Source organism: Candidatus Wallbacteria bacterium (assembly GCA_028687545.1).
Taxonomy (GTDB): Bacteria; Muiribacteriota; JAQTZZ01; order JAQTZZ01; family JAQTZZ01; genus JAQTZZ01.
Genome location: JAQTZZ010000011.1, coordinates 42,337 through 68,830, shown reverse-complemented (window position 1 = coordinate 68,830; position 26,494 = coordinate 42,337). Strand labels below are relative to the sequence as shown.

The 26,494-nt window shown below is 48.3% G+C and carries 24 protein-coding genes; 19 read left to right on the top strand and 5 right to left on the bottom strand.

Going from position 1 to position 26,494, the window contains the following annotated elements:
• The first annotated feature begins 7 nt into the window (after positions 1–7).
• The 6 genes from glyS to PHW04_07400 all read left to right on the top strand — a co-directional run bounded on the left by glyS (position 8) and on the right by PHW04_07400 (position 11,408).
• Positions 8–2,062 (top strand): glycine--tRNA ligase subunit beta, encoded by a 2,055-nt coding sequence (gene glyS, locus PHW04_07425; GenBank protein MDD2715706.1) that lies wholly within the window; start codon positions 8–10, stop codon positions 2,060–2,062.
• Positions 2,062–4,437, top strand: coding sequence for an endopeptidase La (gene lon / locus PHW04_07420; GenBank protein ID MDD2715705.1), 2,376 nt, complete (start codon positions 2,062–2,064; stop codon positions 4,435–4,437). The genes glyS and lon overlap by 1 nt, the downstream gene beginning before the upstream one ends.
• A complete protein-coding gene (yihA, locus tag PHW04_07415; protein ID MDD2715704.1) occupies positions 4,434–5,015 on the top strand; it encodes a ribosome biogenesis GTP-binding protein YihA/YsxC in 582 nt (193 codons plus the stop codon). Before lon ends, yihA begins: the two co-directional genes overlap by 4 nt.
• Positions 5,012–6,163, top strand: a complete 1,152-nt coding sequence (locus PHW04_07410; protein ID MDD2715703.1) for an aminotransferase class I/II-fold pyridoxal phosphate-dependent enzyme — start codon at positions 5,012–5,014, stop codon at positions 6,161–6,163. The genes yihA and PHW04_07410 overlap by 4 nt, the downstream gene beginning before the upstream one ends.
• Positions 6,160–7,677 (top strand): hypothetical protein, encoded by a 1,518-nt coding sequence (locus PHW04_07405; protein MDD2715702.1) that lies wholly within the window; start codon positions 6,160–6,162, stop codon positions 7,675–7,677. Before PHW04_07410 ends, PHW04_07405 begins: the two co-directional genes overlap by 4 nt.
• A gap of 98 nt (positions 7,678–7,775) precedes the next feature.
• Positions 7,776–11,408 (top strand): HEAT repeat domain-containing protein, encoded by a 3,633-nt coding sequence (locus PHW04_07400; protein ID MDD2715701.1) that lies wholly within the window; start codon positions 7,776–7,778, stop codon positions 11,406–11,408.
• 22 nt (positions 11,409–11,430) lie between these two features.
• Here the strand turns inward: PHW04_07400 and PHW04_07395 are convergent, their stop codons facing one another.
• Together PHW04_07395 and PHW04_07390 are read right to left on the bottom strand one after the other, a co-directional pair.
• Positions 11,431–12,018 carry an outer membrane beta-barrel protein gene (locus PHW04_07395; protein MDD2715700.1) on the bottom strand — a complete coding sequence of 196 codons (588 nt, stop codon included), beginning with the start codon at positions 12,016–12,018 and terminating at the stop codon, positions 11,431–11,433.
• A gap of 136 nt (positions 12,019–12,154) precedes the next feature.
• Positions 12,155–12,343, bottom strand: coding sequence for a hypothetical protein (locus tag PHW04_07390; GenBank protein MDD2715699.1), 189 nt, complete (start codon positions 12,341–12,343; stop codon positions 12,155–12,157).
• Between the two features lie 192 nt (positions 12,344–12,535).
• Here PHW04_07390 and PHW04_07385 point away from each other — a divergent pair, with 192 nt between their 5' ends.
• On the top strand, positions 12,536–13,795 hold the full coding sequence (locus tag PHW04_07385; GenBank protein MDD2715698.1) for a radical SAM protein: 1,260 nt from the start codon (positions 12,536–12,538) through the stop codon (positions 13,793–13,795).
• Complete coding sequence (locus PHW04_07380; protein ID MDD2715697.1) at positions 13,792–14,469, top strand: hypothetical protein; 678 nt, start codon at positions 13,792–13,794, stop codon at positions 14,467–14,469. The genes PHW04_07385 and PHW04_07380 overlap by 4 nt, the downstream gene beginning before the upstream one ends.
• A 2-nt stretch (positions 14,470–14,471) precedes the next feature.
• On the opposite strand, the gene PHW04_07375 is transcribed toward PHW04_07380, so the two are convergent.
• Positions 14,472–14,888, bottom strand: a complete 417-nt coding sequence (locus tag PHW04_07375; GenBank protein MDD2715696.1) for a hypothetical protein — start codon at positions 14,886–14,888, stop codon at positions 14,472–14,474.
• 177 nt (positions 14,889–15,065) lie between these two features.
• On the opposite strand from PHW04_07375, the gene PHW04_07370 reads away from it, so the two are divergent.
• On the top strand, positions 15,066–16,310 hold the full coding sequence (locus PHW04_07370; GenBank protein MDD2715695.1) for a HEAT repeat domain-containing protein: 1,245 nt from the start codon (positions 15,066–15,068) through the stop codon (positions 16,308–16,310).
• 46 nt (positions 16,311–16,356) lie between these two features.
• The gene (murJ, locus tag PHW04_07365; GenBank protein ID MDD2715694.1) at positions 16,357–17,889 is read left to right on the top strand and encodes a murein biosynthesis integral membrane protein MurJ; all 1,533 of its coding nucleotides are present in this window, start codon (positions 16,357–16,359) and stop codon (positions 17,887–17,889) included.
• Here murJ and PHW04_07360 read toward each other — a convergent pair.
• Positions 17,886–18,053, bottom strand: coding sequence for a hypothetical protein (locus PHW04_07360; protein ID MDD2715693.1), 168 nt, complete (start codon positions 18,051–18,053; stop codon positions 17,886–17,888). The genes murJ and PHW04_07360 overlap by 4 nt on opposite strands.
• A 184-nt stretch (positions 18,054–18,237) precedes the next feature.
• On the opposite strand from PHW04_07360, the gene PHW04_07355 reads away from it, so the two are divergent.
• The 7 genes from PHW04_07355 to PHW04_07325 all read left to right on the top strand — a co-directional run bounded on the left by PHW04_07355 (position 18,238) and on the right by PHW04_07325 (position 24,031).
• Positions 18,238–19,473 (top strand): pyridoxal phosphate-dependent aminotransferase, encoded by a 1,236-nt coding sequence (locus tag PHW04_07355; GenBank protein ID MDD2715692.1) that lies wholly within the window; start codon positions 18,238–18,240, stop codon positions 19,471–19,473.
• A complete protein-coding gene (locus PHW04_07350; GenBank protein MDD2715691.1) occupies positions 19,455–20,060 on the top strand; it encodes a nitroreductase family protein in 606 nt (201 codons plus the stop codon). Before PHW04_07355 ends, PHW04_07350 begins: the two co-directional genes overlap by 19 nt.
• On the top strand, positions 20,057–20,491 hold the full coding sequence (locus PHW04_07345; protein MDD2715690.1) for a DUF523 domain-containing protein: 435 nt from the start codon (positions 20,057–20,059) through the stop codon (positions 20,489–20,491). Before PHW04_07350 ends, PHW04_07345 begins: the two co-directional genes overlap by 4 nt.
• Complete coding sequence (locus PHW04_07340; protein MDD2715689.1) at positions 20,448–21,164, top strand: CPBP family glutamic-type intramembrane protease; 717 nt, start codon at positions 20,448–20,450, stop codon at positions 21,162–21,164. Before PHW04_07345 ends, PHW04_07340 begins: the two co-directional genes overlap by 44 nt.
• The gene (gene nadA, locus PHW04_07335) at positions 21,161–22,060 is read left to right on the top strand and encodes a quinolinate synthase NadA (GenBank protein ID MDD2715688.1); all 900 of its coding nucleotides are present in this window, start codon (positions 21,161–21,163) and stop codon (positions 22,058–22,060) included. The genes PHW04_07340 and nadA overlap by 4 nt, the downstream gene beginning before the upstream one ends.
• Positions 22,057–23,280 (top strand): VanW family protein, encoded by a 1,224-nt coding sequence (locus PHW04_07330; protein MDD2715687.1) that lies wholly within the window; start codon positions 22,057–22,059, stop codon positions 23,278–23,280. The genes nadA and PHW04_07330 overlap by 4 nt, the downstream gene beginning before the upstream one ends.
• Positions 23,281–23,383: 103 nt before the next feature.
• Positions 23,384–24,031 carry a DUF502 domain-containing protein gene (locus tag PHW04_07325; protein ID MDD2715686.1) on the top strand — a complete coding sequence of 216 codons (648 nt, stop codon included), beginning with the start codon at positions 23,384–23,386 and terminating at the stop codon, positions 24,029–24,031.
• Here PHW04_07325 and PHW04_07320 read toward each other — a convergent pair.
• Positions 23,997–24,269 carry a GIY-YIG nuclease family protein gene (locus PHW04_07320; GenBank protein ID MDD2715685.1) on the bottom strand — a complete coding sequence of 91 codons (273 nt, stop codon included), beginning with the start codon at positions 24,267–24,269 and terminating at the stop codon, positions 23,997–23,999. The two genes, PHW04_07325 and PHW04_07320, sit on opposite strands and share 35 nt — an antisense overlap.
• A 93-nt stretch (positions 24,270–24,362) precedes the next feature.
• On the opposite strand from PHW04_07320, the gene PHW04_07315 reads away from it, so the two are divergent.
• Both PHW04_07315 and PHW04_07310 read left to right on the top strand, forming a co-directional pair.
• On the top strand, positions 24,363–25,445 hold the full coding sequence (locus PHW04_07315) for a type IV pilus twitching motility protein PilT (GenBank protein MDD2715684.1): 1,083 nt from the start codon (positions 24,363–24,365) through the stop codon (positions 25,443–25,445).
• A gap of 339 nt (positions 25,446–25,784) precedes the next feature.
• Positions 25,785–26,477, top strand: a complete 693-nt coding sequence (locus PHW04_07310) for a hypothetical protein (GenBank protein ID MDD2715683.1) — start codon at positions 25,785–25,787, stop codon at positions 26,475–26,477.
• Positions 26,478–26,494: the final 17 nt, after the last annotated feature.

Sequence of the window (26,494 nt, the reverse complement as noted above, 5' to 3'; positions counted from 1 at the left end):
AGAACCGATGAACTTACAAAACAGCATTCTGGAGATAGGCTGCGAGGAGCTGCCCTGCGGGTTTTTAAGAAAACTGGAACTGGATCTGCCTGTGATACTGGCAGATGAACTTGTTAATAATCATCTCATCAGCCGGACCTCATTTTACCTTACTCCCAGGCGGATCATTGTTTATCTGGAAAGACCGGAGCTGACAGCCACTGAAGTTTCCCGGCGCGTGAAAGGACCTAAGTCATCTCAGGCTTATGAGGACGGGAAGCCCACCCGAATTCTGGAAGGTTTTCTCAGAAGCAAGGGTGCAACTGAATCTGAACTTGTTGAGGAAAACGGCTACCTGCTTCTGGACAGGAAAGAGAAGCTGCCCGAGCTGACTGAGCTTCTGCCTGTTTTTTTTACGAAAATCCTCTGCAGGATCTATCTGCCGAAATCAATGTTCTGGCTGGATAAAAAATCCCGTTTCATCCGTCCGGTACGATGGGTCGTGGCAATGCTGGGGGAAAGAGTCCTGGACCTCACGCTGTTCGGAATCAAGGCGGGAAATCAGTCTTTCGGTCATAGATTTCTGTCCGAAGGCGCTTTTTCCCTTGATTCAGCTGAAAACCTTTTAAGTGGACTGTCCTCGCACGGAGTGGAATATGATCAGCGGAAGCGCTTTGAAATGATCCGGGAAAATGTGGAGAGGCTTTCCGGTGAATGGAACGAGAAGCTGGGGTGGGAAAATACTTTTCTGGTTGAAAAACCTTATGTCTTCACAGAGCTGATGCCCGAAAAATTCCTGAGCCTGCCCAGGGAAGTTCTGACCACTGTCATGAACAAGCAGCAGCGCTATTTTCCCTGCGTGAAGAATGGATCAGTCCTGCCGGAATTCGTGATCGTGGCCAACAACGAGCCCACAGAATTCGTGAGAGATGGAAACCTTAAGGTTTTAAATGCCCGTCTGTCGGATGCTTCCTTCTTTTTCAGGAATGATCTGGCGGAAAATTTTGAAGCCATGACAGCGGGATTGTCCGAGATGGTTTTTCATCAGGGACTTGGCACATTGACACAGAAGGTACAGCGGATCGGGAAGCTGGCCGGTCTGATCCAGAAGGCGGCCTTCCCGGAATATGAACCTCCGCTGCCCTGGGAGAAAATGGCGCCGCTGCTCAAGGTGGATATGCTCACGGAAATGGTGTTCGAATTTCCTGAACTGCAGGGAAGAATGGGCGGCATTTACCTGTCCGCCAAAGGATATCCAGCTGATCTCTGCCGTGCCGTTTCTGAACATTATTTCCCTCAGGGTCAGCTGGAGGAACTGCCGGAAACCATTGCAGGTGCAGTTTTTGCGCTCTCCGACAAGCTGGACACTCTGATTGCATTTTTCTCGGCCGGCATCATACCCACAGGTTCCAAAGACCCGTTTGCTTTGAGAAGAATGGCGCTGGGACTTCTGAAGATCTTGAACGCGAAAAAAATGATGATCCCGCTGGAGACTTTGATTTCACAGGATTTTGAACTTCTGGCAGCTCAATTTTCCGACAAGAAAGGTGGATTGAAGGATCCTTCAGGCCAACTTACCGAATTTTTGGCTGAGAGATTTTATCATATGCTGAAGGATGAATTCCCTTACGATCTGATCGAAGCGGTCTGCGAAACCGGCTTTTCCAATCCTTATGATTCATACTTAAGGCTTAGGGCGATCAGCGAATTAAGTAAAACTTCCGAGTTCCGTGATTTTTCCCTGCTGGCGCTCAGAATCAACAATATCATCAAGGGGCAGAATGCTTCTGAACCTGATCCAGTCCTGATGAATGAACCAGCCGAGCGGGAACTCTGGAATTTTTTCATTTCCTGTTCACCGGAAATCAACCGGATGATCAACGTGAAGAATTATCAGGAAGCATTTAACGGGCTGTTGAAGTTTTCCTCACTGATCAATGTTTTTTTTGAAAAAGTGATGGTGAACTGTGAGGACTTGAGAGTGAAGCAGAACCGGATTGCCATTCTGCACAAGCTGCAGAGTCTGTTCCTCAAGCTGGTAGTTGTGGAAAAAATCGCTTCCAAGAATGAAAGGAGAAACTGATGGAAGAACAGGAAAAGGAAGAGCAGATGCTCCCGTTTTTACCCCTGCGGGATGTTGTTGTTTTTCCATACATGATCGTTCCGCTGTTTGTGGGACGGGAGAGTTCGATCAAGTCCATCGAAAAATCCATGTCTGAAGGAAGGACCATTCTCCTTGTTACCCAGAAGAATCCGAGGGTGGAAGAACCCAAGGTCACAGATATCTATGAAGTTGGAACAGTTGCGGAAATACTCCAGATGCTGAAACTCCCTGACGGCACTTACAAGATCCTAGTGGAAGGCCTGTACAGGGGTAAGGTGATGGAGTTCAGCATGATTCCGGAATTGTTCTCTGCCAGGGTGAAAAAAATCGAAGCAAACCCTGAGAGCAATGTCGAGATCTCGGCCTTGATGCGCAATGTGATCAATCAGTTCGAGTCATACATCAGACTCAACAAAAGAGTCCCGCTGGAAATCATGATGGTGATCAACAACACGGAGGACCCCGGGAGGCTTTGCGATATTGTCACAGCCCATCTGCTCGTGAATGTCACCCGCAAGCAGGAAATCCTGGAAGCCCTCGACGCCAGAGAGAGGCTTCAAAAACTTGCCATGATTCTCAGCAACGAAATCGAGATCCTGAACGTGGAGAAGCGGATCAGGAGCAGGGTCAGGCAGCAGCTCGACAAAGTGCAGAAGGAATATTACCTGCGCGAGCAGTTGAAGGCCATCCGCAAAGAGCTCGGCGATGCCGACGATGGAGAGTCAGACCATGATGAGTTCAAAAAGCGCCTCAAGGACAGCAAACTGCCCGACTATGCCCGGGAAAGAGTGGAAGAGGAACTCAAGAAAATGTCCAGGATGCAGTCGGACTCTGCAGAACATACTGTATCCAGAAATTACGTGGATTGGATCCTTTCCCTGCCCTGGAGTAAAAAATCAAAGGATACTGAAAGCCTCCAGGAGTCGATCAAAGTTTTGGAAAATGACCATTATGGACTTGAAAAGATCAAAGAACGGATCGTGGAGTACCTTGCAGTGCGCAAACTCACAAAGAAACTGAAGGGACCGATCCTCTGCTTCGTAGGTCCTCCTGGTGTCGGAAAGACTTCCCTCGGCCAATCGATCGCCCGCGCACTTGGCCGTGAGTTCGTACGCTTTTCCCTGGGCGGGATCAGAGATGAGGCTGAAATCAGGGGACACAGGCGTACCTATATCGGAGCCCAGCCAGGCAAGATCATCCAGCTTCTCAAGCAGGCTAAGACCAAGAATCCTGTGATTCTCCTGGATGAAGTGGATAAAATGTCTTCAGATTTCCGGGGTGATCCGTCTTCCGCCCTGCTCGAAGTGCTTGATCCGGAGCAGAATAATTCGTTCACCGATAATTATCTGTCCATCTCCTTCGATCTGTCGGACGTGATGTTCATTACCACCGCCAATGTCACCACCTCTATTCCGGCACCTCTCTATGATAGAATGGAAGTGCTGAGGATTTCCGGTTATACCGAGCTTGAAAAGATGAGCATTGCCAGGAAATATCTGGTGGGGAAACAGCTGAAAGCGCACGGACTTTCCGCAAAGAAATGCAGGATCGAGGATGACGCGCTTCTGTCCATCATCAGGAATTACACTCGCGAAGCAGGGGTACGCAGTCTGGAACGCAGCATTCAATCCATCTGCCGCAAAATAGCCAAGATGATGGTCAACCAGGAATATAAAAAATTTCCGGTGAGCGCTGATAAGAAGGATTTGCATAAATACCTCGGCGTGGCCCGCTATCTTGACGAAAAGGGCTACGAGAAAGATGAAATCGGAGTCGTTAACGGACTGGCCTGGACCGAAGTGGGCGGAGTGATCCTGCCGATCGAAGTGCTGATCACGCCGGGCAAGGGCAGGCTTCAGCTCACCGGGCAGCTCGGTGACGTGATGAAAGAGTCAGCCCAGGCTGCGCTGACTTATGTGAGATCCATCAGCCCGAGGTGGAAACTGAAGCGGGATTATTTCGAAAAGAATGATGTTCATATCCATGTGCCGGATGGAGCGATCCCCAAGGACGGGCCGTCAGCGGGCGTTGCCATGGCTACTGCCCTGGCCTCCGCCATCCAGAGGACAAAGGTCAGACATTACATCGGCATGACCGGTGAAATCACTCTGAGAGGCAAAGTGCTGCCGATCGGCGGTCTGAAGGAAAAACTGCTGGCAGCCTATCAGGCCAAACTGACTGAAGTGATGATTCCCAGGGAAAACGAGAAAGACATGGAAGAGGTTCCGGAACTGATTCTGAAGAAGATCAGAATTCATTTTGTGGACAGCATCGACCAGGTGCTGGAGTCGGCACTGGTAAACTCTAACACAAGTTCTTTGACGTCGAAGACTGTTAAAAAAAGGTTTTTATGATCGATTTTTCCAGGATGCGGTTTGTGAGATCTGCCATGGAGCCTGTTCATTTTCCGAATCTTCAGAAGCCTGAATTTGCGTTTTCCGGGCGTTCCAATGTCGGCAAATCCTCCCTGATCAACATGATCTGCAAAAGCACAATTGCCAGAGTCAGTAAAACTCCCGGCCGGACTCAAGCCATTAATTTTTTTGAAATCCAGGAGCTCGTTTTTGCCGATTTGCCCGGTTACGGCTTCGCCAAGGTCAGCAAGGCTCTCCGCCAGCAATGGAAGAGTCTGATTGAGAATTACCTGGAACAGCGGAAGGAACTCCGGCTGATCGTCTGGATCATCGATGCCAGAAGGGAGATTGACGAGCCGGATCTCATGTACTACGACTGGTTGAAGTATTACCGGCGGAAACTTTTCCTGGTACTTAATAAGATCGATAAAATCCCTAAAAATGAGCTGCAGAAAGTTACTTCAAGGATAATCAAGGCTTTTCCTGACGAACAATTTTCCCTCTGCTCGGTCCTGAAGCACTCAGGTCGGGATCAGCTGGCTGCCGCGATTCTGGACGAATTGAAAAAGCCTCAATGAAGATCATTCCCAGGCACAGGTTTGAGTTTTCACTGCTTTGGCTGGCCCAATGGCTGCTTATCCCTGATTCGGAAAGATGCAGGCTGGGAATTCAGGTTTCTGAAGAGTTTGCCAGACGGAACGCTTCAGGGAGGGTGCTGCTTTTTTCTTCAGCCCGGGGGGCTTTCCAGTATCTCCTGAAAAAGCTGGATTTTCCGGCCGAAAGTGTCTTCCTGATTCCTGAGTATGATTTTTATGTTTACAGGAAAATCCTTGAAAATCAGGGCTTTAGAGTGAAAAGGGTGCCGGTCGGGAAAGATTTTCTGTTGAATTCTGATGCCCTTGATGCTCAGATCGATCAAAGCTGCAGGGCTCTGATCTGTCTGAATCTCTTCTCGCGCTGCCCGGATCTGCGGAGCATCTCAGCAATCTGCAGGGATCGTGGGATTACCTTGATCCTGGACAATGTGCACAGCTTTGGCAGCACTCTGGACGGAGCGGCTCTTTCTACTTACGCGGATTTTTCCCTTTATTCGTTTGGAACCGGAAAGCATCTCCCGGCTTTCGGAGGCGGAGCGCTGGTCCTGGGTGAGGGAAGGCCGATTCTGCTCGAAGACTATGAGAATCTTGAACGCGACGAATCCTGCGGACAATTATGGCCCGGAATGCTGGAATGGTTTTTCACACTGCCTTCTGTATATGCTCTGACTGTATTCCCGATCTTCTCCCTGCTGAATCTTTTTTGCAGGAATTATCTGGAGCGTTGTTTTTTTGAAGACGAGTCGTCGTTCAGTGCTCCGGACATGATGCGCATGAGCCATTTCAACACTTTTCTCTTGAAAAAGCAGCTCGACCGTTGCGATGATGCCACGCGGAAGCGGCGGATGCTCTCGGAACAACTGAAGAAGGGCCTGTCTGAGCTCGGGATGGAATTACCCCCTGAAACGGGAGGTTCCAGGCCGAATTACCTTTTCTATCAGCTGATGATGGAAGAAAAGCTCGCCAGATTTTTATTGTCCCGCGGAATCGACAACAGGTTTGATTTCTGCGGGACTGACTATAGAGCCTCTGGTAAGCTGAAAAGCGTTTACCTTCCGCTTTACCCGCAGTTGACGAAAGATGATATTGAATATATACTGAAAAAAATCCGTGTTTTCTTGAAAAAATGAAGAATCTTTTTTTACTGATGTTGTTTTTTTCCGCTCTGGCAGCCCGTGCTGCAGTAATTTATCTCGGTCCGGAAGAGAGTAAAGCTCTCGTTTACGATATCAAATCCCAGACACTTGTGAAACTCCGGATTGGAGATACCTTCGAGGGAGGTACTCTCAAATCTTTTGATGACAGTTCGCTCAAGCTGGACAATCACGGATCGTTGAATGAAATCAGCAGAATGCCGGTTTCTGAAATGTTCCGCCAGTTTCAGGAACGGATCACAGAGTTGAAGACCAGTCTGGAAAAATATGCGTCGCTGGAAGTTACACTGAACAGTACCCTGTCCAGAATTCGGGAAACTGAAGAGGAAGCCAGAAATCCAAAGGTTTTTCTTGACCGGGTGCGGGAATTTCTGGAACAGCAGGTTGGACTGGAAATGGCTTTACGGAATAATTTCGGTCTATACCCCTTGCAGGATTCTGTCAGCCAGAAGATGAGCAATCTGATGTCGGCATATCCTGATTATTTTAAATTTTATCAGACAGTGGAATCCAAGGTCTCCTGTAAGAAAACCGATTTCACACCTCCCGAACCGATTCAGCTTCAGGTAGTGGATGTCCCGCCAGGTTCAATCACGATCGACGGCAGACTGAACGATCCGGGCTGGAGCTGCAGGAGAAAAATCAGGAAGACCGGCCCGTTTCCAGGCAGCGAACTTGCTGCCTGCAGCGATGGGGTAAACCTGTACCTCTCACTGATCTGGGAGCAGAAGGAAAACACAGGAGCTTACTATGAATTTTACAGGCTGACAGACAGCGGTGAATTGATGCTGTCGCAACTGCCTGAATATTTTTTCCCGCGGCTCTATGCGGATTTTAATGGAAGGGAGCCCGGGCTGGTCAGAGCTGACCCGGGCAGCGGAGTCTTTGCGCTGGATTTCTTTTTTGCCGAATCGGCTTTTTTCGATCAGCTGGCGCGGGGGGACGACGCCTCGCTGGATTACTGGCAGTATAACCCCGGCCGGTGCAGAGGCATGTGGCTGTTCGACCGCAGTATTTTTTTGAATAAATTCTGTACGACCGGGGATTTCATTCCGATGACTCCTGAGAATTATTACAACATCATGATCAGGCAGGACGAAAGTGGAAATTTTCTTAATCTGGCAACGATCTCCGAGATCAGGAAAGAACCGGGACGCACCTTTTATGATCCTTATTGCCTTTATGGAGATGTGATTGGCTCTGAATTCAATGTGGAATTCAGGCTTTGTTACTATCCCTCTGATCCCAAAATTGATTTGTCGGAGAAGGTTTCTGCCGGCATTTTTCCAGCCGGGAGGTATGAGATTGAGATTTCCAGACCGCTGATCGTTTCTGGCAAGGACTTGAAAAATTCCTTCAGGGAAGATCTGGACATCAGGCCCGGAACTTTGATGTTTTTGAACAGTCTGTTCGACTTCGGCACTGATTTGAAAGTTAAGTTCGCAAGACCTTACAGACTGTTTTTCGTTTCCGCCGGATCTGTAGAATGATCTTCGATTTTTGACCGGGTGCGTGTCTGTGCTATAATTCATAGTGACAGAATATTTTAAAATACAGTCCAGCAGTATCTAACCTGTGAGAGGTAATCATGGCCGATATTGAAGAACTGATTCTGCAGATGGAGACCGGTTCGGAAGACACGCAACGTGAAGCCATCATGGAATTCGCCAAGGAAGCCAAGGGTGCCATCGAAACCCTCAAAGACCTGATTGTCAGCGAGAAGAATGTCCGTGTCAAATATCTGGCTAAAAAGGCTCTCAATATAATTCATGAAAGGCTTGAAGGCACTGAGACTGAAGAAAGCATGATCAAGCTTTCAAACTTTGACTATGAGATCTTCATCAAGCTGTTGCGCAGCGATGATGCACAGCGGCGGATCAAAGCGCTGCAGTATGCGAATTATTATAAGGAAATCGAAGTGGTCGATGAGATCAGGGAACTGCTGAACAATGAGAAAGATCGCTTCGTGATTGCTACAGGTGTGAAAGCCCTGGGATTTCTAGGCGATGAACATGACATAGAAAGTATTTCCAGATATCTCAATGATCCTGACAGCAGGGTGAGAGCCAATGCCATCGAGGGTCTGGAATTCATCGGTACTGAAGAGTGCCTTAATCTCGTGATACCCATGCTCCATGATCCGGACAATCGTGTACTGGCAAATGCCGCCAAGGCCTTGCAGAGATACGGCGTCAAGCGGACTATCAGTATTCTCCGCAAGATGGTTTTCTCTGACCAGGTCTGGATGAAAGATTCGGCCCTGTTCGCTCTTTCCCGGATCAAATGGCAGGAAAGCATTCCCTTACTGGTTGATGCCACAGAAGTTGCGGACGAAGATACCAAGAAGAAAGCCAGGGAAATTTTAAAGAACCTGGTGGTGAAATATGGTGCGGATGCGGTCCGGCTTGTGCGAGAGTGCCGTGGAGGGAAGAAAAAACCGCTGGAAGAAACGCCTGCTGAAAAAGACGAAATGATGGAAGCCACGAAAATTTTCGTGACAGCCCACAAGGCCCCGTCAGTGAGCAATGTAGAGCAGGACCAGCTGCTGAAGAAACTTAACGAACTTGAACAGAAGATCGAAGAGTTGAGCAGGAAAGATACGGCAACCGCACCAGACCAGAAATCCGGACAAATCCCCAGGCAGGAATTGCCGGTCTCAGCGGAACCGGACGTTACTGAAGCCGTGGAAGCAGCTATTGAAACTGTGGAAAAAGTTCCAGAGAAGAAGGGACTCTGGTCCCGCCTGAGCAACTCATTTGGAAAATCCGGCAAGGAAAAAACCGCCAAACCTGAAGAATCAATGATTGAAGAGGTGACACCTGCGGTGGAAACGCCTTTAACCCAACCCGGTCCTGAAAGCTCTGAAAAAGTGGAAAAAGAGGAGATAGTCCCGCCGCAGATCCTGGAGATGGCAATTCCCCAATCAGCTGAGGAAATTCCGCAACCTCAGATTGAGGAGCGGATTTCCTTCTCAGATGCCTCCCCCAAGGCTGCTGAAATTTCTATGGAACAAGCTCCTTCATTAGAGTCACCAGCATCCGCAGAACCGGCAATGATAGATACTCCGGAACCGCCGGCACTGATCCCTCTGGATGAAACTCCGCTGCAGACCGTTCCCGAAGTACCAGTTTCACTGGATACAACCGTTGAAGTAAAAGCAGTTTCAGTTGAGGAAAATCCTGACACATCAAAAACGGATTCTGGAGCGTATCTGAGTTTCGATGTTCAGGCCACTACCACTTCGAATGAGACGCAGTCAATTGATGAATCATCTCAGGTGGAATTAAAACCTGACATCCTTTCCTTTTCGCTTGACGTCGAACCGACGATGCAGCCCTCCGAATTGCCTGCCGCAATATCCAGTAAACCGGAACTTTCACCAGCTCCCTTTGCTGAAGAGCCCCTGAAATTAGATGATTCTGAAGCAGCCACTGAGGAGTCTGATCTCTTAAAAGGGGTCGATCTAAGCGGTCCTGATTCATCTGAGACACTGGATGATATATTGGTACAAGTCAAGAAAGGCGTGGCTAAGGCTGAAAAAGCAACTGCCGCTGCAAAACCTGCTCCCGCTGCAAAACCTGCTCCCGCTGCGAAGCCTGTCCCCGCTGCACAGCCCAAACCTGCAGTCACGCCTCAGGAAAAACCTAAGGATGGATTGAAGTCCGCCAAGAACGAAGAGAACAGGAACTTCCTGAAAGAGATTCTCATACCGCATTCACATGAAAACAAGGGAGTTGTAGAACCTCCTGAAACCTCCAGGGAAGAAAAAATTCTGCCGGATTCACCACGAATACCCGGCCTGGAGCGGACTATTTCCCTGCAGGATATGATGCGCGAAGCAGAAGGCAAATCCGGAATCAAATTGAAAGCCCCCGAAATTTCCAAACCGAAGCAAGAGGAGAAGACAATCCAGGAACCTCCAGAACCAGTTAAAGCCGATTCTCCTGAAATCTCACTGGATGGGCTGATGATCGATCTCACGGAAAAAGAACCTGAACCAGAGAAAAAAATCGAAGTCTCCCTGGACAACTTTGTGCTGGATTTTAACCCTGATGAAACCGGAAAAGAAAAGAAACCGGAAAAAAAAAATGACGAAATAATTCAAAATCCATTTCCTCAAGGCCCCTCTGTCATGACAACTGCCGAATTCAACCAAAAAAAAGACAAAGAAGACAGACAAATCAAAGAGCAGCTGGCAGAGATGGAGCAGGCATCAAATAAAGAATTTGGTGATATCAAGCTTGACCAGTTCAAGCCGGACCTGTCTCAGATCAGAAAACCGGAGGCAGTTCCTCTAAAAAAAGAATCCCCGAAGATTCTCAGTGGAGTAGAACTGCAGCAGAGAAAGACTGAGGTAGACGATATCCTCAAGGCTAAGGCCGCTGAGATGGAAAAGGCCATGGAACAGCAGTTTGGAGATGTCAAACTGGACCAGTTCATGGTTGACGACAAGACCATCAAGCAGAACCGGGAAAAGAAGTCTGCCAAGACAATCCTTGACGATCCGTCCAAGGTCAGAGAGGCGGAACAAGAGCTGGAAGCCAAGCGCCTTTCACAGGTGGCTGAGATGGAAGCCGCTGCCGCCCAACAGTTCGGGGATGTGCAGATCAACGATTTCCTGGTCGCCGATAAAATGAGCAGCGGAAAAGGTTCAGAAACCAGGGAATTCAAGAACATGGACGCAGCTTCATTCGACAAGATGAAGCAGCAGGAAGAGGAATTGAGGATGGCTAAAGTGGGCGAAATGGAGCAGAGCCTGAATAACCAGCTCGGAGAAGCCGCCCTTTTGGACTTCATGGTGGACGAAAAAACCCTGGCTGAGAAGAAATCAGACTCTCCAGCGAAGACCGGGGATAACTTCAAGGTGCTCAGTGCTGACGAACTGTCCCTGGAAAATGACCGGCAGGACAAACTCAGGCTGGAAAATGTATCCAGAATGGAGCAGTCTTCAGCAGTGGATTTCGGTGGAATTCAACTCGACGGTCTGATCATTGATCCGAAGGAAGTGGAGAAAAAGAGGAAAAGCGAAAAGAAGGAATCACTTCTGGAAATAGCGGCAAAGGCTCTGGCTGAAGAGACGGATGGAGCAGACCAGTTTATTATTACTGAAAAGAAACCGGCCCCCAAGGCCACTATCGCTCAAAAGATCGACAAAAAGGCTGATAATGAGATTATCCTGGATGATTTTGAGATAGAAATCGATGAGCCAAAGAAGAAATGAAAGCCCGTACCGCTTTCAGGAACTAGAACAAGGCGATCAGGCTGCCACCCCAGTTGCAATCCGAGATGTTGCTGTCTTCCGGAGCGTTGGGGAAGATGGAATGGATTGTGCAGCCTGTATAACGGGCTTCCATCTTGAACCAGAAGTCAGGGTTCAGAAGGTAAGCAAGACCCAGCTTAAGCTGCCCACCCACATCTGATTCCGAAAATGACCGTACTACCCCTTTTGTATCCCTCACTTCTGTTTCCAGCCTGAATACTCCCAGGTCTCCGCCATAATAAAATTTAAAATTGTTTTCCAGATTGTCATAAAAACTGATCCCTGCTGTGACCGGCCTGATGCGGGACCTGAGGCTGTTCGTGCTCTCGTCCCAGAGGCCCACCCCGAATTCCAGGCTGGAGCTTCTAGTGTTGAAATGATAAAAATAGACTGCAGGCATCCAATCTTCAACCCTGTTCCCCAGATTATCCCTGGAATCCCTTGGTGAATATTGATAACCCTGCACAGAAACACCTTCCCTGCCTTTCATGTCGGTCATCAAGTAATCCACGAGTTCGGCGCGCAGGGTTGCGGAAAAACCTAATATGAACATGATTAAAAATATACGCATGTCATCTCCTTCTGGAATGCTTTTCAATCCAATCGGTTTTATCAGGAAAATAATTTAATTGAAGGTCCTGATCAGAAAACTACCAAATCCAGTTAGAGGAATGTAATAAGACGGAGGAAACCCTGATTCGGGAAAATCAGCTTTTCCGAACTGTCGGGTCCAGCCTGGTTAAAGCGTCGATGATACTGTCAGAGCCTTTTCCGTCAGGGTCCAAACCTTTCCATTGGCAGGGCCAGTTGTAAATGCAGCCGCCATAAATCTGCTTCATTTCGCTGCGGCTGATCGTTTTGCCTGTTTTCAGATTCTCGATTTTTATCCGTGCCATCCGGAACTTCCTCTCTACATCATCAACTTATATTGATCAACTTAATCATATATTAATATGACAAAAATGGATTCATCTGTCAAGAATTAAATAAAAGAATCTGCCCGACTTTCCAACCACCGGCGAATAGGTTATCTTTAATTTAATTACTGTATCAGCAGGAGTTATCTGGAACTGACCTGGATATTATCAATGAAACTACTCTTCCTTTCTCCTTTTGCAGCACCTACCAAGAACTATTACCGCAGCATCCATCAGGGACTGGGGATTCTGGCGGCAATGGCTGTTCGGGAAGGCCATCAGGCTGAGATCCGGGCCTTTTCGGATCTTAACGAACTTGAGCCTGTGCTTTCCTGCGATTATGATTACGCACTGCTGACGACTTTTTCCAATCAACTGGGTCTGGTCAGAGAGACTCTGGGATTTTTGGGGAAGAGGGGAGTGAAAACTGTGCTGGGCGGAGTTCACGCAACCTTTGCTCCAGAGGATTTTCTGGATCTGCCTTTTGAATATCTGGTGCGCGGTGAAGGTGAGGGATTCTTTCAGGAGTTTCTGAAAACTCCAGGCAATCTGTCCGGTTATAAAGGGGTGATTACCGGGGGCAGGAAACCAGTTCCGGATTTCGCACCGCTCTGCCTGGATCTGGACTCCAACCCTTTCCCTATGCGCTATCTGGAACCTCCTGACAAAGCCCGCAATATAATCGGATTTGAAGTGCTCTCTACGCGGGGCTGTCATTACGACTGCACATACTGCTCAGCTCCGGCGTATGCCGGAGCCTATCACGGTTACTACCGCAGGCGTTCTGTGGGCAATGTTGTGGCAGAGATCCTGGAAGCAGGGTTGAAGTATCCCCTGATCGGTTTTCACGACGATCATTTTCTGGCAGATGAGAGATGGCTTCAGGAATTTCTGGAAATTTACCCCAGCCGAGTGGGCAAGCCTTTCTGGTGCAATTCCAGGGTCGAAGCCATCAATACAGGGATAGTGGATAAAATGAAGCGGGCCGGGCTGATCCGCGTGCATCTCGGAATCGAAGCCGGGTCATTTGAAACCAGGAAAAACCTGCTGAACCGGAATCTCACTGACGAGCAAATTATTTCCGCTTTTCAGATTCTGAAAAAAGCTGGGATCATGACTGTGGGTTTCAGCATTCTGGGGCTCCCTGATGAAACAGAAGACAGCCTCTGGAAGCTGGTGGAACTGAATCGCAGGGCTGCCCCTGACCGTGCCCATTACTCCCTGTTCCAGCCGTATCCTGGAACATACCTGGCCGGGTATTGCAGGGACAGGAAAATCAGGGTGGAGTTCAGCGAATCCTATTACAGGTGGGAAAAGATTCCGGATTTGCCGGGAATTTCCAGCGAGCGGCTTAAATATTTTCTGGATAATTTCATTTCTCTGATATATTTAAAGCCAGGGAAAATAGCAGGAGGGAAGGGGAAAAAATGAGGTTCAAATTCAACAGTGAAGTGTTCGAAAATGTGGATAAGCAGGTGGCTTTGCAGGGGCTGCTTTATCACAAGGGGAGCTTGAAATCTTTTAAGGCGTATGTCGTGAAAGCCGGATTCAGCGGTGTTGCATGCGCAGATGGGACCGACTTTGGAGATTCCTTTAATTATTATCCTGCCGGATTCGGAATAGAATCCAGGATCTATTTTCTGATCCGCCAGAAAGAGATTGCTGATCAGGAATTCAGTCAGCTCGTATGCCCTGACAATCTGCTCTGCTTTGAAGCTGAAACTGATGCCGAGCAATCAGAAGTCCAATTGAAGATCAGCGGGGAATCCCTGTCCGTGTTTTCAGGATCTGCTGAAATCTGCGATCTCAGCCACGAACTTCCTTCATCGATAGCCCCAGCTGAACTGGGAAAAAGGAAAAAGGCCGTTGTAGAGACATATTACAGTGACGAAGGTTTTGCCGGAGAATTCATGGATAAAGCTGCAGAACTTGGTGTGGACGAGGACTCAGCCCTCAAGATTTACAAGTCAGGGGAAGAACTCTGCGCAAAGGTCGCAGAAAGCTCCATTTTCCTCGCGGACGATGATTTTCTGGTGTACCTTCAGAAAGAGCTTATCTGGATCAGAGAACAGATCATGGAAATGCTGGAAGCTGTGGTAGTCTAACCTCATCCTTGACCGGAAGAATGCAATCCGCTAACCTGGATTACAGCAAGATTGACATACTGAATTAATGTTACATAAAAGGAGTCTCTGAGATTATCAGGCAAACTCAACCCGTCTTCAGGAAACTGGTCAGATTCTGCTTCTGGCTGTTTTACCTGCTGATCATCAACTGCCTGGCCTTTCCAGTGTTCACAATCAGCAGACTGGTTCCGGCCGAGCACGAGAATTCCATAATTCAGACCTTGTCGGAATGCGGTACCACGAAATATTTTATCCTGGCAGTCACTTTTCTCTCCGCATTTGTATTCCTTGGCGACAATTGGAATATTCCAGCCAAAAACCAGGTGAAAATATGGCTGGCAGTCGTCAATCTGCTGATCGTCCTCCTTGTTTTCACAAATATTTTCACCTACTTCCATTTAATGTTTCTTAAATAGGTTTGAACTGCATCAGGAAATTCAAGTAAAAATGTAAGACTTTGACTATACAGAACCCTTAAACAGATCTCAGAGTTTGAAACCTCATTAATTTATGTTACATGTATCAGTAGGGCTATTTGTAAAATTGAAAATCCATCCGGATACGCAGGGGATTTTATGAACCTGGAACAACTTAAGAAAGAACTTTCAAATCCTGATCCTAACGTCCGGGTGGGCGTCATCAATAATTTGCTAAAAATAGATTTTCCCCAGAAAACAGAACTGCTGATGTGGATTGCTCAGAATGACGTTCACCCTCAGATCAGGGCACAGGCCCGGAAGATTGTCGATGCCTTGCAGCAGAAAAATGCACCGCAGAAACAACATACCTTTTGTTCAACACCTGAACCAGAAGCTACTCTTTTAAAAGGAACAGCAGGCGAAAAATTATGGATCTTGAAACTGTTTCAGGAAGGGAAGGTGCAGATTTCAAAACAAATGATCAGGGAATTGATTCCCCTGGAGCCTGATCCTTTGATCCTGTCCGCCTTACTGAAAGCTTTAGGACAATTCGGTGATGATACTGATTTTTTGTTAATCACTAAAGGACTGGAGCATGAAAACTCCAGAGTCCGCGCCAATGCCATCGAGGCCTTGAAACCTCTTTCCTCTTCACTGACTTATGATTATGTGCTGCCTCTTCTTTCTGATCCTGATGCAAGAGTACGAGCCAATGCGGTACTTTTCCTGTTTTCTAAAGATGAGGGAAAAACTTTTGCAGTGCTGGAAGAAATGGCGCACAGCGACGTTATCAATGAACTGGAAAGTGTAATCTTCACGCTGGAGCAGATTGATGATATTTCTGTAAATGATTTGTTGATTTATGCAGAGGCGCGACTGGTGGATCTTAAAAGAAGCGCTTCTGCGGACCATGCTTTCAAATCTTCTGAAATCAGAAAAGTGAAAGTAGCTGAAAGTGACTCAGCAGACCAGCCTCCCTCTCAAGATATTCCGTCTGCGATCGAACGAAGTCAGCTTCCGCCTGAACAATCATCAAAGCTGCTCCCTGAAGAGATCGTTCTTTATTTCGGCTGCCTTGATCCGGATGGAGGAGAGTCTTCTGCTGATACCGCAGCCAGACAATGGATCCTGGTAACTGACCAGCGCATCCTGTTTGAGGCTTTAGCCAGGGTAGGCAGCAGCAATAAAGAGAAATTTTTTCAGCAGCCGGGAAGCATACAGATAGCCAAGGTGTCCTACGTCGGGATACCGACTTCAGAAGTGGAGGAAGGATGCCCGCAGGTGGGGGCAGCGATTCTGCTGATCAACAGCAGGGGAGGTCAGATTGCCCTGACAATCCCCACAATGGAAGAGGCAGGCTGCATTCAAAAAGTCATTAATGGGATCATCTCCCGAAGGTAAATCTCTGCTTCTTGCAAATTAAGAGGTGCGCCGTTAAAATTCCATTATGTCCAGGAAGCTCAGAAATATCGGCATTTTTTCCTTTTTCACGATAATCTCCAGGCTGCTGGGTTTTGTACGTGTCATACTCTTCACCCTGTTCTTCGGAACCTCCGAGATGTTCGAGGCTTTCCTGGCAGCCTTTCAGATCCCCAATTTTTTCAGGATGACCTTCGGTGAAGGTGCTCTGAATGGGGCTGTAGTACCGATCTACACCGAGGTCAGGCTGAAAAGGGGGGACGAAGAAGCCCATCGACTGGCGAGTTCCGTGATCCTGTCGCTTTCCTTTTTGTTTCTGATCATGACCTTGATCGTCCTGATCTTCACACCCCAGGTCACTTACCTGTTCCTGCCCGGTTTCGCGAAAACTCCGCTCAAATTCTGGATGAGTGTGCTGCTTCTCAAGATCATGTTCCCTTATCTGATTTTCATCGGACTCGCCGCTGTGACGATGGCTTTCCTGAATTCCACAGGCAAGTTCGCGGTCTCGGCTTTTTCACCCTGCCTTCTGAATCTTGTCTTCATCGTCTACATCTTCTGTTTTCTGCCTGAAATCAACGATCCTGTTCTGAAGCTGACCTTACTCGGGCTTACAGCGCTGATTGGAGGAGCCCTGCAGTTTTTCCTGCAGCAATGGTGGTTCAAGCGGATCGGATTCAGATTCACACCCGTACTCTGGCACCCGGAGCTTGCCAGGATCCTGAAGCTGTTCCTTCCCACAGCCCTGATCTATGGAGCTTCTCAGATAAACTTGATGGTGAGCCGCATGATCGCCTCCTTCCTCCCGTCAGGAAGCATCTCCTACCTGTATTTCGCGAATCACCTGCTGCAGCTGCCGATGGGTGTGTTTTCTGTGGCGATTGTCTCTGTAAGCCTGCCGATGCTCTCTGAGGCTACGGCCGGGAAGCGCGACGAGGCAGTCGCTGCGAACATCCAGAGTTCTCTGCTGCTCAACTACTTTCTGATGGTGCCCCTCGCGATTCTGATTTATCTGCAGGCTGCGCCAATGGTACAGTTCGTTTTTGAACGAGGCAAATTCAGCCACCTGGACACCCTGAACACTGCCTGGGCCTTGAAATATTACGCTGTCGGGCTGTTCTTCTTCTCCATCAACCGCCTGCTGGAATCAGTTTTCTACGCCTTCCGCGACCCGAAAACTCCGTTGAAAGTCGCGATCTGCACGATCATCATGAACATCGGATTGAATCTCCTGCTGGTCAAACCGTTTCTGCATGCCGGGCTTGCCATGGGCAATTCCCTGGCCGCGATTTTCCAGAGTTTCGCATTGGTCTATGGACTTTCCAGGCATGTCCCGCTCAGGAAAGTCTTCACTGAGGCATTGAATCTGGGGATCTGGAAAATAACGCTCATGAATCTTTTGCTGGTACTGGTGATTTATGCTCTGGATTCGATCTTTGCTGGTGCAGGAGTATATTTCAAACTGACTGCAATCATAGGAATCTCAGCTATACTGTACCTCGCTGCCGGATACTTCCTGGGAGTGACGGAAATCTTGCGCAGAAGCCTGAGAGAGAGTTAAAATTTCTGGTCTTCAGCCTTCTTTTTAACTTCCTCAAAAGCTTCAGCCAGCTCGGCCTGTTTGATGAGTCCTTTTTTCACCAGTATTTTTACCAGTGCGGCCAGGGTCAATGAGTTGATCGAGCTCGAATAATTCAGTTTTTCCAGTGTTTCCTTGTCAGCCAAGTCATCCTCCAGCGGGTTCTTCGAATTTGTCTAATATTAATTTAGTTCACCTGAAATTTTCAATAAAAAAATTCCATGATCGATGTATCATTTTGAATCCGGCAACAGAGTCTCTCACTTTCTTGACTATTTTTCTTCAAGATAGTAAAATCAACCAGTAAAATCGGGGTTATAAGGGGGATAAATGAAACTCAGAATTTCCAGAAGAGCGCGCGAGATCCAGGCTTCTCCGATCCGCAAGCTTGTTCCGCATGCTCAAGCCGCCAAAGATAAAGGAAAGAAGATCTATCACCTGAACATAGGCCAGCCCGACATTGAAACCCCGGATCTGATGATGAAAGCTATCAGGAAATTCAAAGATCCTGTGCTGGGTTATGGACCTTCTCAGGGGATGCCTGAGTATATCAATACTCTGGTGAATTATTACAACCGCAAGAATTTCAACATCAGCAAGGAACATGTAATCATCTGCACCGGAGGATCTGAAGCGATCCTCTTCGCTTTCATGGCTGTAGGAGATTTCGGTGATGAAGTGATCATTCCTGAGCCTTTTTACACGAATTATAACAGCTTTGCCACTCAGGTCGGATTGAAAGTAGTCCCAATCACGACTTACGCGGAGGACGGATTTCATCTTCCGCCCAGCGACAGGATTGCGGAGAAAATTACGCCCCGTACCAAGGCCATCCTGATCTGCAATCCGAACAATCCGACCGGCACGGTCTATACCAGGGATGAGCTTGCGATGGTGATCGGCCTGGCCATGAAGTACAAGCTGTTCGTGATCGCCGACGAAGTATACCGTGAGTTCATCTACGACGGACTGAAGCACATTTCCGTAATGGAGTTCAAGGAAGCGGAGCAGCACCTGATCATGTGCGATTCGATTTCCAAACGCTTCAGTGCCTGCGGCGCCCGCATCGGCGTCTTTATCTCGAAAAATGAAGAGCTGATGGCCTGTGTGATGAAATTCGCCCAGGGCAGGCTTTGCCCGCCGACTCTTGAGCAGGTCGGTGCAGTCGCTCTGCATACTTTGGGAGAGAGCTATTACAGGAGAGTAAACGAAGAATATCAGAAGCGGCGCGATATAGTTTACGACGCTTTGAGCCGGATACCGGGTGTGGTCTGCCGCAAACCCCAGGGAGCTTTCTACGTGATCGCCAAGCTGCCCGTGAATGACGCCGAACATTATGCCCTCTGGCTTCTGACTGATTTCGATTCCGGGGGGGAATCCGTGATGGTTGCCCCGGCCCAGGGTTTTTACGCCAGTCCGGAGTTCGGTCTGGATGAAATCCGCATAGCTTACGTACTCAATTCCGATAAATTGACCCGTGCCATGGAAATACTGGCCGAATCGCTGACCAGGTATAAGGGAGTGAAAAGTGCCCCCAGGGAGGCTGAATGGACTTCGAGCACGTAATCCGGAACAGGCGCAGCGTCAGACAATTCAAGCATGTGCCGATTCCTACAGACGACATCAGGCTGATTGTGAAAACGGCTGCTCTTTCCGCCAATGCGAACAATGCCCAGATCTTTCGCTTTATCGCAGTGATCAATCAGGCAATCAACAGGACTGTTGCCGAGGCCATTGAAAGCAAAACTGCCCTGATGATCGAGGATGAAGCCGAGAGAGACAAATTCCTGGAGCATGTGACTTTCTTCAAGGACGCCCCCTGTACAATCTACGTTTTCAAGCTGCCGTATCATTCCGCCACCGAGGAACTTGTAGCCAGGGTGGATCCGGATAATCTTGAAGAATGCAAGAGTTATGCGGATTATCAGACTATCGGTGCAGCAGTTGAGAATCTGATGCTGACCACGTTTTCGCTTGGCTATTCCAGCTGTTACATGTGCGCCCCGCTGCTGGCTGCTCCTGAAGTGAAAAAAATCCTGGCAGTGGATAAAACCTGGAAACTCGCTGCTCTGGTGCCGATCGGTCTGGGAGCCGAATTCCCCTCCACGCCCCAGCGGTTGCCGCTCGATGTGCTGCTGAAGATCGTCTCATGAACGGTCCTGTGCTGGTTTCCGCTTGTCTCTTAGGCATTCCCTGCCGATTTGACGGTATGGGAAAGCCACACCCTGGGGTGGTGGAACTGGCCCGTGAAAAAGTGCTGATCCCGGTGTGTCCCGAGCAGCTGGGCGGACTGCCTACCCCTAGGCTGAGAACAGTTTTCTGCGGAAACCTCCTGCGTGATGAGTCCGGCTGCGATGTCACATCGTTTTTCGAAAGAGGGGCTGCCGCAACACTTGAAATTGCAAGACTTTCAGGAGCCACATGCGCTATCATGAAAGAGAAAAGCCCATCCTGCGGTGTAGAATGGGTTTACAGCATGCGGAACGGAAGGGAAACGCTCGTTCCAGGTATGGGCATTACCACGGAATTATTAAAAAAAAATGGCATCACTGTCTATTCTGAAAACTTACTGGCAGGAATCTAAAAGGCTCAGCTACAGCTTTCTGATGGCGCTGCCGCTCCTGCTTGTCTATGAGTTTGAAACCCTCAAACTGAACAATTCCGACATCGAGGGCTTCAGAAACCTGGCTGATCTCGTGATCAAGCAGATGTTCGCTTTTTTCGGCATCAAAGGGCATCTGGCAGTGGCATTCATGCTCTGTCTGATCCTCCTGCTGGTGTACAGAAAAGAGAAAGATCAGCAGATCAGGCCCGGCTTTTTTATCTTCATGATCCTGGAAAGCTTTGTCTATGCGGTGCTGCTCGCTCCAGCAATCGAGAAACTGCATCATTACCTTGCTCTTTCGCAGAGAGTGCAGTTCGCATCCTGCCTGGGAGCCGGAATATACGAAGAGTTCCTGTTCAGAGTGGTCTTTTTTTCAGGAATTTTCTGTCTCCTTTGCAAGGTCATCAAACAACCATGGCTGGTGTTCGTCCTGTCCCTGATGTCTTCGTCAGCGGCCTTTGCCGGATTCCATTACTTTGGCAGTTACGGGGAACCCTTTGCTCTCGGGAGTTTCATTTACCGGTTGCTGGCAGGGGTGCTGCTCTGCCTGCTGTATTATTTCCGCGGATTCGGCATCGCTTCTTACACCCATACAATTTACAATCTGCTGGTACTGTATAATATAGACCTCTGGAAGATCTGGTTAAAATGAATCTGGAAAAAGTCGCTGAACTGAAAACCCGGAAAGACGCCCTGATCCTCGCGCATAATTATCAGAGAGCTGAAGTCAAGGCGCTGGCAGATTTCATCGGTGATTCTCTGGAATTGTCGAAGCTTGCAGCTGAATCCAGAAAGAAGCTGATCGTGTTCTGCGGAGTCCGCTTCATGGCTGAGACTGCCAAGATACTTAATCCTGGAGCCAAGGTTGTGATTCCCAGGATCGATGCCGGCTGCCCGCTGGCCGAGATGGCTGACCTTGATAAAATCAGGGATTTGAAAAAACAGTACCCTGACGCTGCAGTTTGTGCCTATGTGAACACTTACGCTGAAGTCAAGGCTGTCGCGGATGTCTGCTGCACTTCCTCCAACGCCAAGACTATCGTCGAGAAACTTCCAAATGACAAAGTGATCATGCTGCCTGATGCAAATCTTGGCGGCTGGGTCGCCGGAAATACAAAGAAGATGATCATCACCTATCCCGGATCATGCTATGTGCATTGCAGGTTCACCAGAGAAGAAGCCATGGAATCGAAACTCCTGCATCCCAAGGCTCTTTTTCTGGCTCACCCTGAATGCGGGGCTGACGTCCTCTCGGTTGCCGACCTGGTTGCATCCACCAGCGGAATGATGCGGATTGCCGCACAGACCGACCGGACCGAGCTGATCCTGGCGACTGAAATCGGTGTAATTGAGCATCTGGCGGAGCTTTATCCCGGGAAAAACATTTATTCCGCAGGCAGTGCTAAAACCTGCTATAATATGAAAAAAACGCTTCCTTCGGATGTCATCAGGAGTCTGGAACTTGAGCTGACAGAGATCAGTCTCCCCCCTGAAATCATGGAATCCGCCGGGAAAGCGCTAAAACTTATGCTGGAGTTGAGCCGATGAAGAGCATCACCCTTTTTTTCCTGTTCTTATTCTCCGGAATTCTACGTGCTGAACTGCGGGTCGAGTGCTATGATAAAAGCTTTCTGATTGTTCCGAACATCAAGCAGACAGCCGCGGACATCGAGGACGAACTTAACCAGCGGCTGCGCAGCAAGAATCTTGTCTTCCTGATCAAGGAAAATGTTTTCAGCGTTCCGTTCACAGACTTCATTTCACTGCAGAAGCGGGAACTGATGGATGAAATCAACAAGATCAGGAGAATGCAGAACTCCTGGGACAGGATGAATTTCACTCTCTTCAACAAGCGGAAATCATATCAGATAACACCAAAATATCACATCGACAAACAACTGGTAATGGCGCGGCTGGACGAGATCAACAGGCTCTATGCCGTCGAAGGTTCAGACTCCAAGGTCACCAGTTTCAAAGGAATCGACAAGATTGTAAAGGGCGAGACCGGCTGCAGGATAAACTACAGGGACACTGAAACTCAATTCGACAATTTTTTCAATGACGCTAAATTTCTGACACAGCCGGAGCTGAGAATCAAACTTGAAGTAGTAATGCTGGAAACAGACAATTCCTATGAAGGAATTCTCAGAAGCCGGGGATTCACTAATAAAATCTCCTCTCAGGAATCCAGGTTCGATCCCTCGGATGAGAACAGGGTGAACAATTTAAAACTGGCCGCCTCAGATATAGACAACCTGGTGATCAAACCTGGTCAGGAATTTTCCTATAATTATGTACTTGGAGCCAGAACCAGATCCAGGGGATACATGGAAGCGCACGGGATTTCCGGGGGGAAGCTCGTTGACTCGATCGGTGGAGGTATCTGCCAGGTCAGCTCGACCCTTTACGGTCCGGTTTTACTGGCCGGACTTGAAGTGACCGAACGCTACAATCACTCCCTGCGCGGACCCGGCATCGACTATGTTCCGGCCGGCGAGGACGCGGCAGTAGTATATCCGGATAAGGATCTGGTCTTCAAGAATATCTATTCTGACCGCAGTTTTCTGATTTCGGCCCAGGTTTCGGAAGATAAATGCACAGTGACACTTTACAGCGACAAGCCTTTAGACTACCGGTACGAACTGGAAAAGAAGGAAAGCCGCCACGGAAAAAGCCTCACCGAGAAGGTCTGGCTCCTTAAATATGAAGGAAACAGGCTGGTGTCCAGATCGCATGTGGCTGACAGCACATACAGCACGTTTGAGTAATTTGGACAACAATGTCCGGATAACCCCTTGTTCACTGTTTGAAGTTGGTATGTTAGTATGTTTGTATGTTGGTGAAACTATCTCTTCAGATTGATTTAATACGATGAACAGAATTACAGTGTCTCTGTTTCAGAAACCCGGCTTCAAGCGATTCTGGCGCATACTCAGAATCTATTTCTTTTCAGGCCTCGCGTTTCTGCTTCCGTTTGCAGTGACGATCTACATATTCCTGTATCTTTTCAATTGGGCCGACGAGAGCCTGCTTGGGGATCTGCTCACCAGAATGTTTCATTACCGGATTCCAGGACTTGGAATCATCCTGACCATGTTCCTGATTATATTGGTGGGATACCTTTTTCAGAAAGCAGGTATCGGATTGTATGAGCACCTGGAAACATTTTTTCGCAGGCTTCCCATGGGTAATTTTCTGATCTCTACAACCAACGAACTCTCAGTTTTTTTTACCAAGAGCAACAAAATTGTCCGCAATGTCGTGTTGGTGAGATATTACGACTGCGAACACTATGTCATAGGCCTGGAAATGGCGGATGCCCACTGCGAGATGAGGGAGAAGAGCGGAGATGACCTGGTTTCAGTGTTCATTGCCACTACTCCGAATCCGATCACAGGCTGGTATGACACATTTCCCAGAAAGCAGACTATTCCAGTCCAGATCACTTTTGAGGATTATGTGAAGCTGGTGCTGAGCGGCGGGATCACGATGCAGGACAAAATGCCCAGGCAGCTTTGATCAATGATTCCTTGCCAGCCTTGGGAAGCCGTTTGATGGCGATTTCCCGCTGCATGGCCAGTCTGCGGGTCTTCAGAACTTCATGATAAACAAGTTCTACAGGCAGGTGACAGGCAGTGTATTTCGCGCCTCTCCCGGATTTGTGCAATGCAACCCTGGCCTCTAGATCCATAGTATACCCTGTGTAAAGGGAACCTCCGCTGCAGCGGAGGACGTAAACGAAAAAGTGTTTTTTCAATTTATTTTTTACCCGTTCGTCATCTTCTGTTATAATAAATCGTCAATATGCAGAAAATTATCAGGTTCAGAATGTATAACGCAGGAGGGGACTATGGATGTCGTTGAAATGCTGAGAGATGCGGTCAAAGAGAAGGTATCAGACATAATTTTCTCAGTGGGAGCAGCCCCGGTTTTCAGGATTCAGGGCAGACTCAAGCAGTATGGGGACGATAAACTGAATCCGGAAATGACCAAGAAACTGGTCTACAGCATCCTCTCTGATGAGCAGAAAGCCCAGTTCGAAGAAAAGAATGAACTCGACCTCTCCATTTCCCTCAAAGGCATCGGCCGTTTCCGTGTCAATGTTTACAAGCAGAAGGGGTATGTCGGAGCCGCTTTCCGCACGATCATGGAAGTGATCCCTGCGCTCTCTGAGCTTGGAATGCCCGATGTAGTGTCCACTTTCACGGAATACCCGAACGGCCTGGTGCTGGTCACCGGTCCCACCGGCTCAGGCAAATCCACTACCCTGGCTTCGATGATCGACCTGATCAATTCCACCCATAACTATCATATAGTCACTGTCGAGGATCCGATCGAATTCGTGCACGAGCACAAGCAATGCATCATTGACCAGAGGCAGCTCGGCCGTGACACCAACAGTTATGCCAATGCCCTCAAATACGTGCTGCGCCAGGACCCGGACGTGATCCTCTGCGGAGAAATGAGAGATCTGGAAACCATCGCAGCCACCATTACCCTGGCCGAAACCGGACACCTGGTGTTTTCCACACTGCATACGCAATCTGCGGCGCAGACCATCGACCGCGTGGTGGATGTATTCCCGCCCTACCAGCAGGAACAGATCCGCACCCAGCTCTCGCTTACGCTCAAGGCTGTGATCAGCCAGCAGCTCCTGCCCAAGGCCAAAGGCGGAGGCCGCGTGGCTGCCCGCGAGATCATGGTGATGAATTCAGCCATCGCGAATCTGATCCGCGAGGGCAAGACCTATATGATCCTCAATTCCATCCAGACAGGCAAGAAGGACGGCATGGTCACTATGGAAGAGTCTGTGCTGGACCTCCTGCGCCACGGCGAGATCACTCCTGAAATCGCCCAGAGCAAGATCCAGGACAAGACAAAGGTCAAGCAGGTTGTGTTGAATCCCACTGCCGGCATGGGCGGGAAGTATTAAAACCACTTGTAAAAGGATTGTCATTTACTGAATCCAGTATCAGATAGTCGCTTTCTATTAAAAGCTTCTTGACTTTAACCAGACGTGCAGATAAAAATGCAGCAACCAAAAACTGTATTTTTTCTCGTTGTGAATATTCACTCCACCTTTTTTTTCCCTTGGAAATCATGGGTTTTGTATTGACAAAGGTTGAATTTAAAATAAAATATTATGAGCAAGCTGTTAACCGCTGCATACTAATCAAAATGATCAACTAATCATAGCTGTGGTTTTTAAGTTTCCGCTATGGAGCGGAAAAGCGTTTGGAAATAAGAATAAAAAAATAAATCCGGAGGAATGATGATCACCTTTTTGAGGAATTATTACTACTTAATCCCTCTACTGATTTTCGCTGCCGCATTCCTGTTTGTTACCTGGCTGCGGCTGAATCCGACTCATGCTAAAACCGTGTCCCATCTGTTAAAATTGGATATTCGGCGTTACGCCAACCTGCATGATTGGAATTATCTGATATTCACAGTGATTTATCTTTCCAAACGGATAGTTTTCAGCCCTGTAAACGATGAGGAGAATTTGCTCACTCTGGCACCGCAAGCAGTGCTGACATTGCTTTTTTTCTGCTGGGAGATATACCTTGGGCTCTGCTGCCTGGCGCGCTATCTGTCAGAAGAAGAAAAACCGGATGGAATCAAAGCAAGCTCCTGGCATTGCCGTAGGCGGCTGATCCTCTATGCATTTCTTGCCAGTATGGTCACATATGCCGGACCATATACTGGCATCTGCATATGGCCTGAACATGGTGGCCCTGATCAGATTTTCGCTTATATGCAGCAGGGTGCACTGGGAATGTGGTGCATGTTTGCTTATCTTTTGCCTATAGGAATGACGCTCTTTTTTTCCAGATATGCTGGCTGCAAAAATGCTCGTGTATCGACCGTGATACGAGGTGTTATATACATTCTTATCGGATCAATGCCATTTGCCATAGTGCTCAGCACCCTGTGCGATATCAGGCATGGGAACATATTCTAAGGAGGATTAATAACACA

Excerpts from the sequence above, each read along its gene's own strand:
- glyS (MDD2715706.1), top strand. The coding sequence starts at position 8 with ATGAACTTACAAAACAGCATTCTGGAGATAGGCTGCGAGGAGCTGCCC.
- lon (MDD2715705.1), top strand. The coding sequence starts at position 2,062 with ATGGAAGAACAGGAAAAGGAAGAGCAGATGCTCCCGTTTTTACCCCTG.
- yihA (MDD2715704.1), top strand. The coding sequence starts at position 4,434 with ATGATCGATTTTTCCAGGATGCGGTTTGTGAGATCTGCCATGGAGCCT.
- PHW04_07410 (MDD2715703.1), top strand. The coding sequence starts at position 5,012 with ATGAAGATCATTCCCAGGCACAGGTTTGAGTTTTCACTGCTTTGGCTG.
- PHW04_07405 (MDD2715702.1), top strand. The coding sequence starts at position 6,160 with ATGAAGAATCTTTTTTTACTGATGTTGTTTTTTTCCGCTCTGGCAGCC.
- PHW04_07400 (MDD2715701.1), top strand. The coding sequence starts at position 7,776 with ATGGCCGATATTGAAGAACTGATTCTGCAGATGGAGACCGGTTCGGAA.
- PHW04_07395 (MDD2715700.1), bottom strand. The coding sequence starts at position 12,018 with ATGCGTATATTTTTAATCATGTTCATATTAGGTTTTTCCGCAACCCTG.
- PHW04_07390 (MDD2715699.1), bottom strand. The coding sequence starts at position 12,343 with ATGGCACGGATAAAAATCGAGAATCTGAAAACAGGCAAAACGATCAGC.
- PHW04_07385 (MDD2715698.1), top strand. The coding sequence starts at position 12,536 with ATGAAACTACTCTTCCTTTCTCCTTTTGCAGCACCTACCAAGAACTAT.
- PHW04_07380 (MDD2715697.1), top strand. The coding sequence starts at position 13,792 with ATGAGGTTCAAATTCAACAGTGAAGTGTTCGAAAATGTGGATAAGCAG.
- PHW04_07375 (MDD2715696.1), bottom strand. The coding sequence starts at position 14,888 with ATGGAAGTAGGTGAAAATATTTGTGAAAACAAGGAGGACGATCAGCAG.
- PHW04_07370 (MDD2715695.1), top strand. The coding sequence starts at position 15,066 with ATGAACCTGGAACAACTTAAGAAAGAACTTTCAAATCCTGATCCTAAC.
- murJ (MDD2715694.1), top strand. The coding sequence starts at position 16,357 with ATGTCCAGGAAGCTCAGAAATATCGGCATTTTTTCCTTTTTCACGATA.
- PHW04_07355 (MDD2715692.1), top strand. The coding sequence starts at position 18,238 with ATGAAACTCAGAATTTCCAGAAGAGCGCGCGAGATCCAGGCTTCTCCG.
- PHW04_07350 (MDD2715691.1), top strand. The coding sequence starts at position 19,455 with ATGGACTTCGAGCACGTAATCCGGAACAGGCGCAGCGTCAGACAATTC.
- PHW04_07345 (MDD2715690.1), top strand. The coding sequence starts at position 20,057 with ATGAACGGTCCTGTGCTGGTTTCCGCTTGTCTCTTAGGCATTCCCTGC.
- PHW04_07340 (MDD2715689.1), top strand. The coding sequence starts at position 20,448 with ATGGCATCACTGTCTATTCTGAAAACTTACTGGCAGGAATCTAAAAGG.
- nadA (MDD2715688.1), top strand. The coding sequence starts at position 21,161 with ATGAATCTGGAAAAAGTCGCTGAACTGAAAACCCGGAAAGACGCCCTG.
- PHW04_07330 (MDD2715687.1), top strand. The coding sequence starts at position 22,057 with ATGAAGAGCATCACCCTTTTTTTCCTGTTCTTATTCTCCGGAATTCTA.
- PHW04_07325 (MDD2715686.1), top strand. The coding sequence starts at position 23,384 with ATGAACAGAATTACAGTGTCTCTGTTTCAGAAACCCGGCTTCAAGCGA.
- PHW04_07315 (MDD2715684.1), top strand. The coding sequence starts at position 24,363 with ATGGATGTCGTTGAAATGCTGAGAGATGCGGTCAAAGAGAAGGTATCA.
- PHW04_07310 (MDD2715683.1), top strand. The coding sequence starts at position 25,785 with ATGATCACCTTTTTGAGGAATTATTACTACTTAATCCCTCTACTGATT.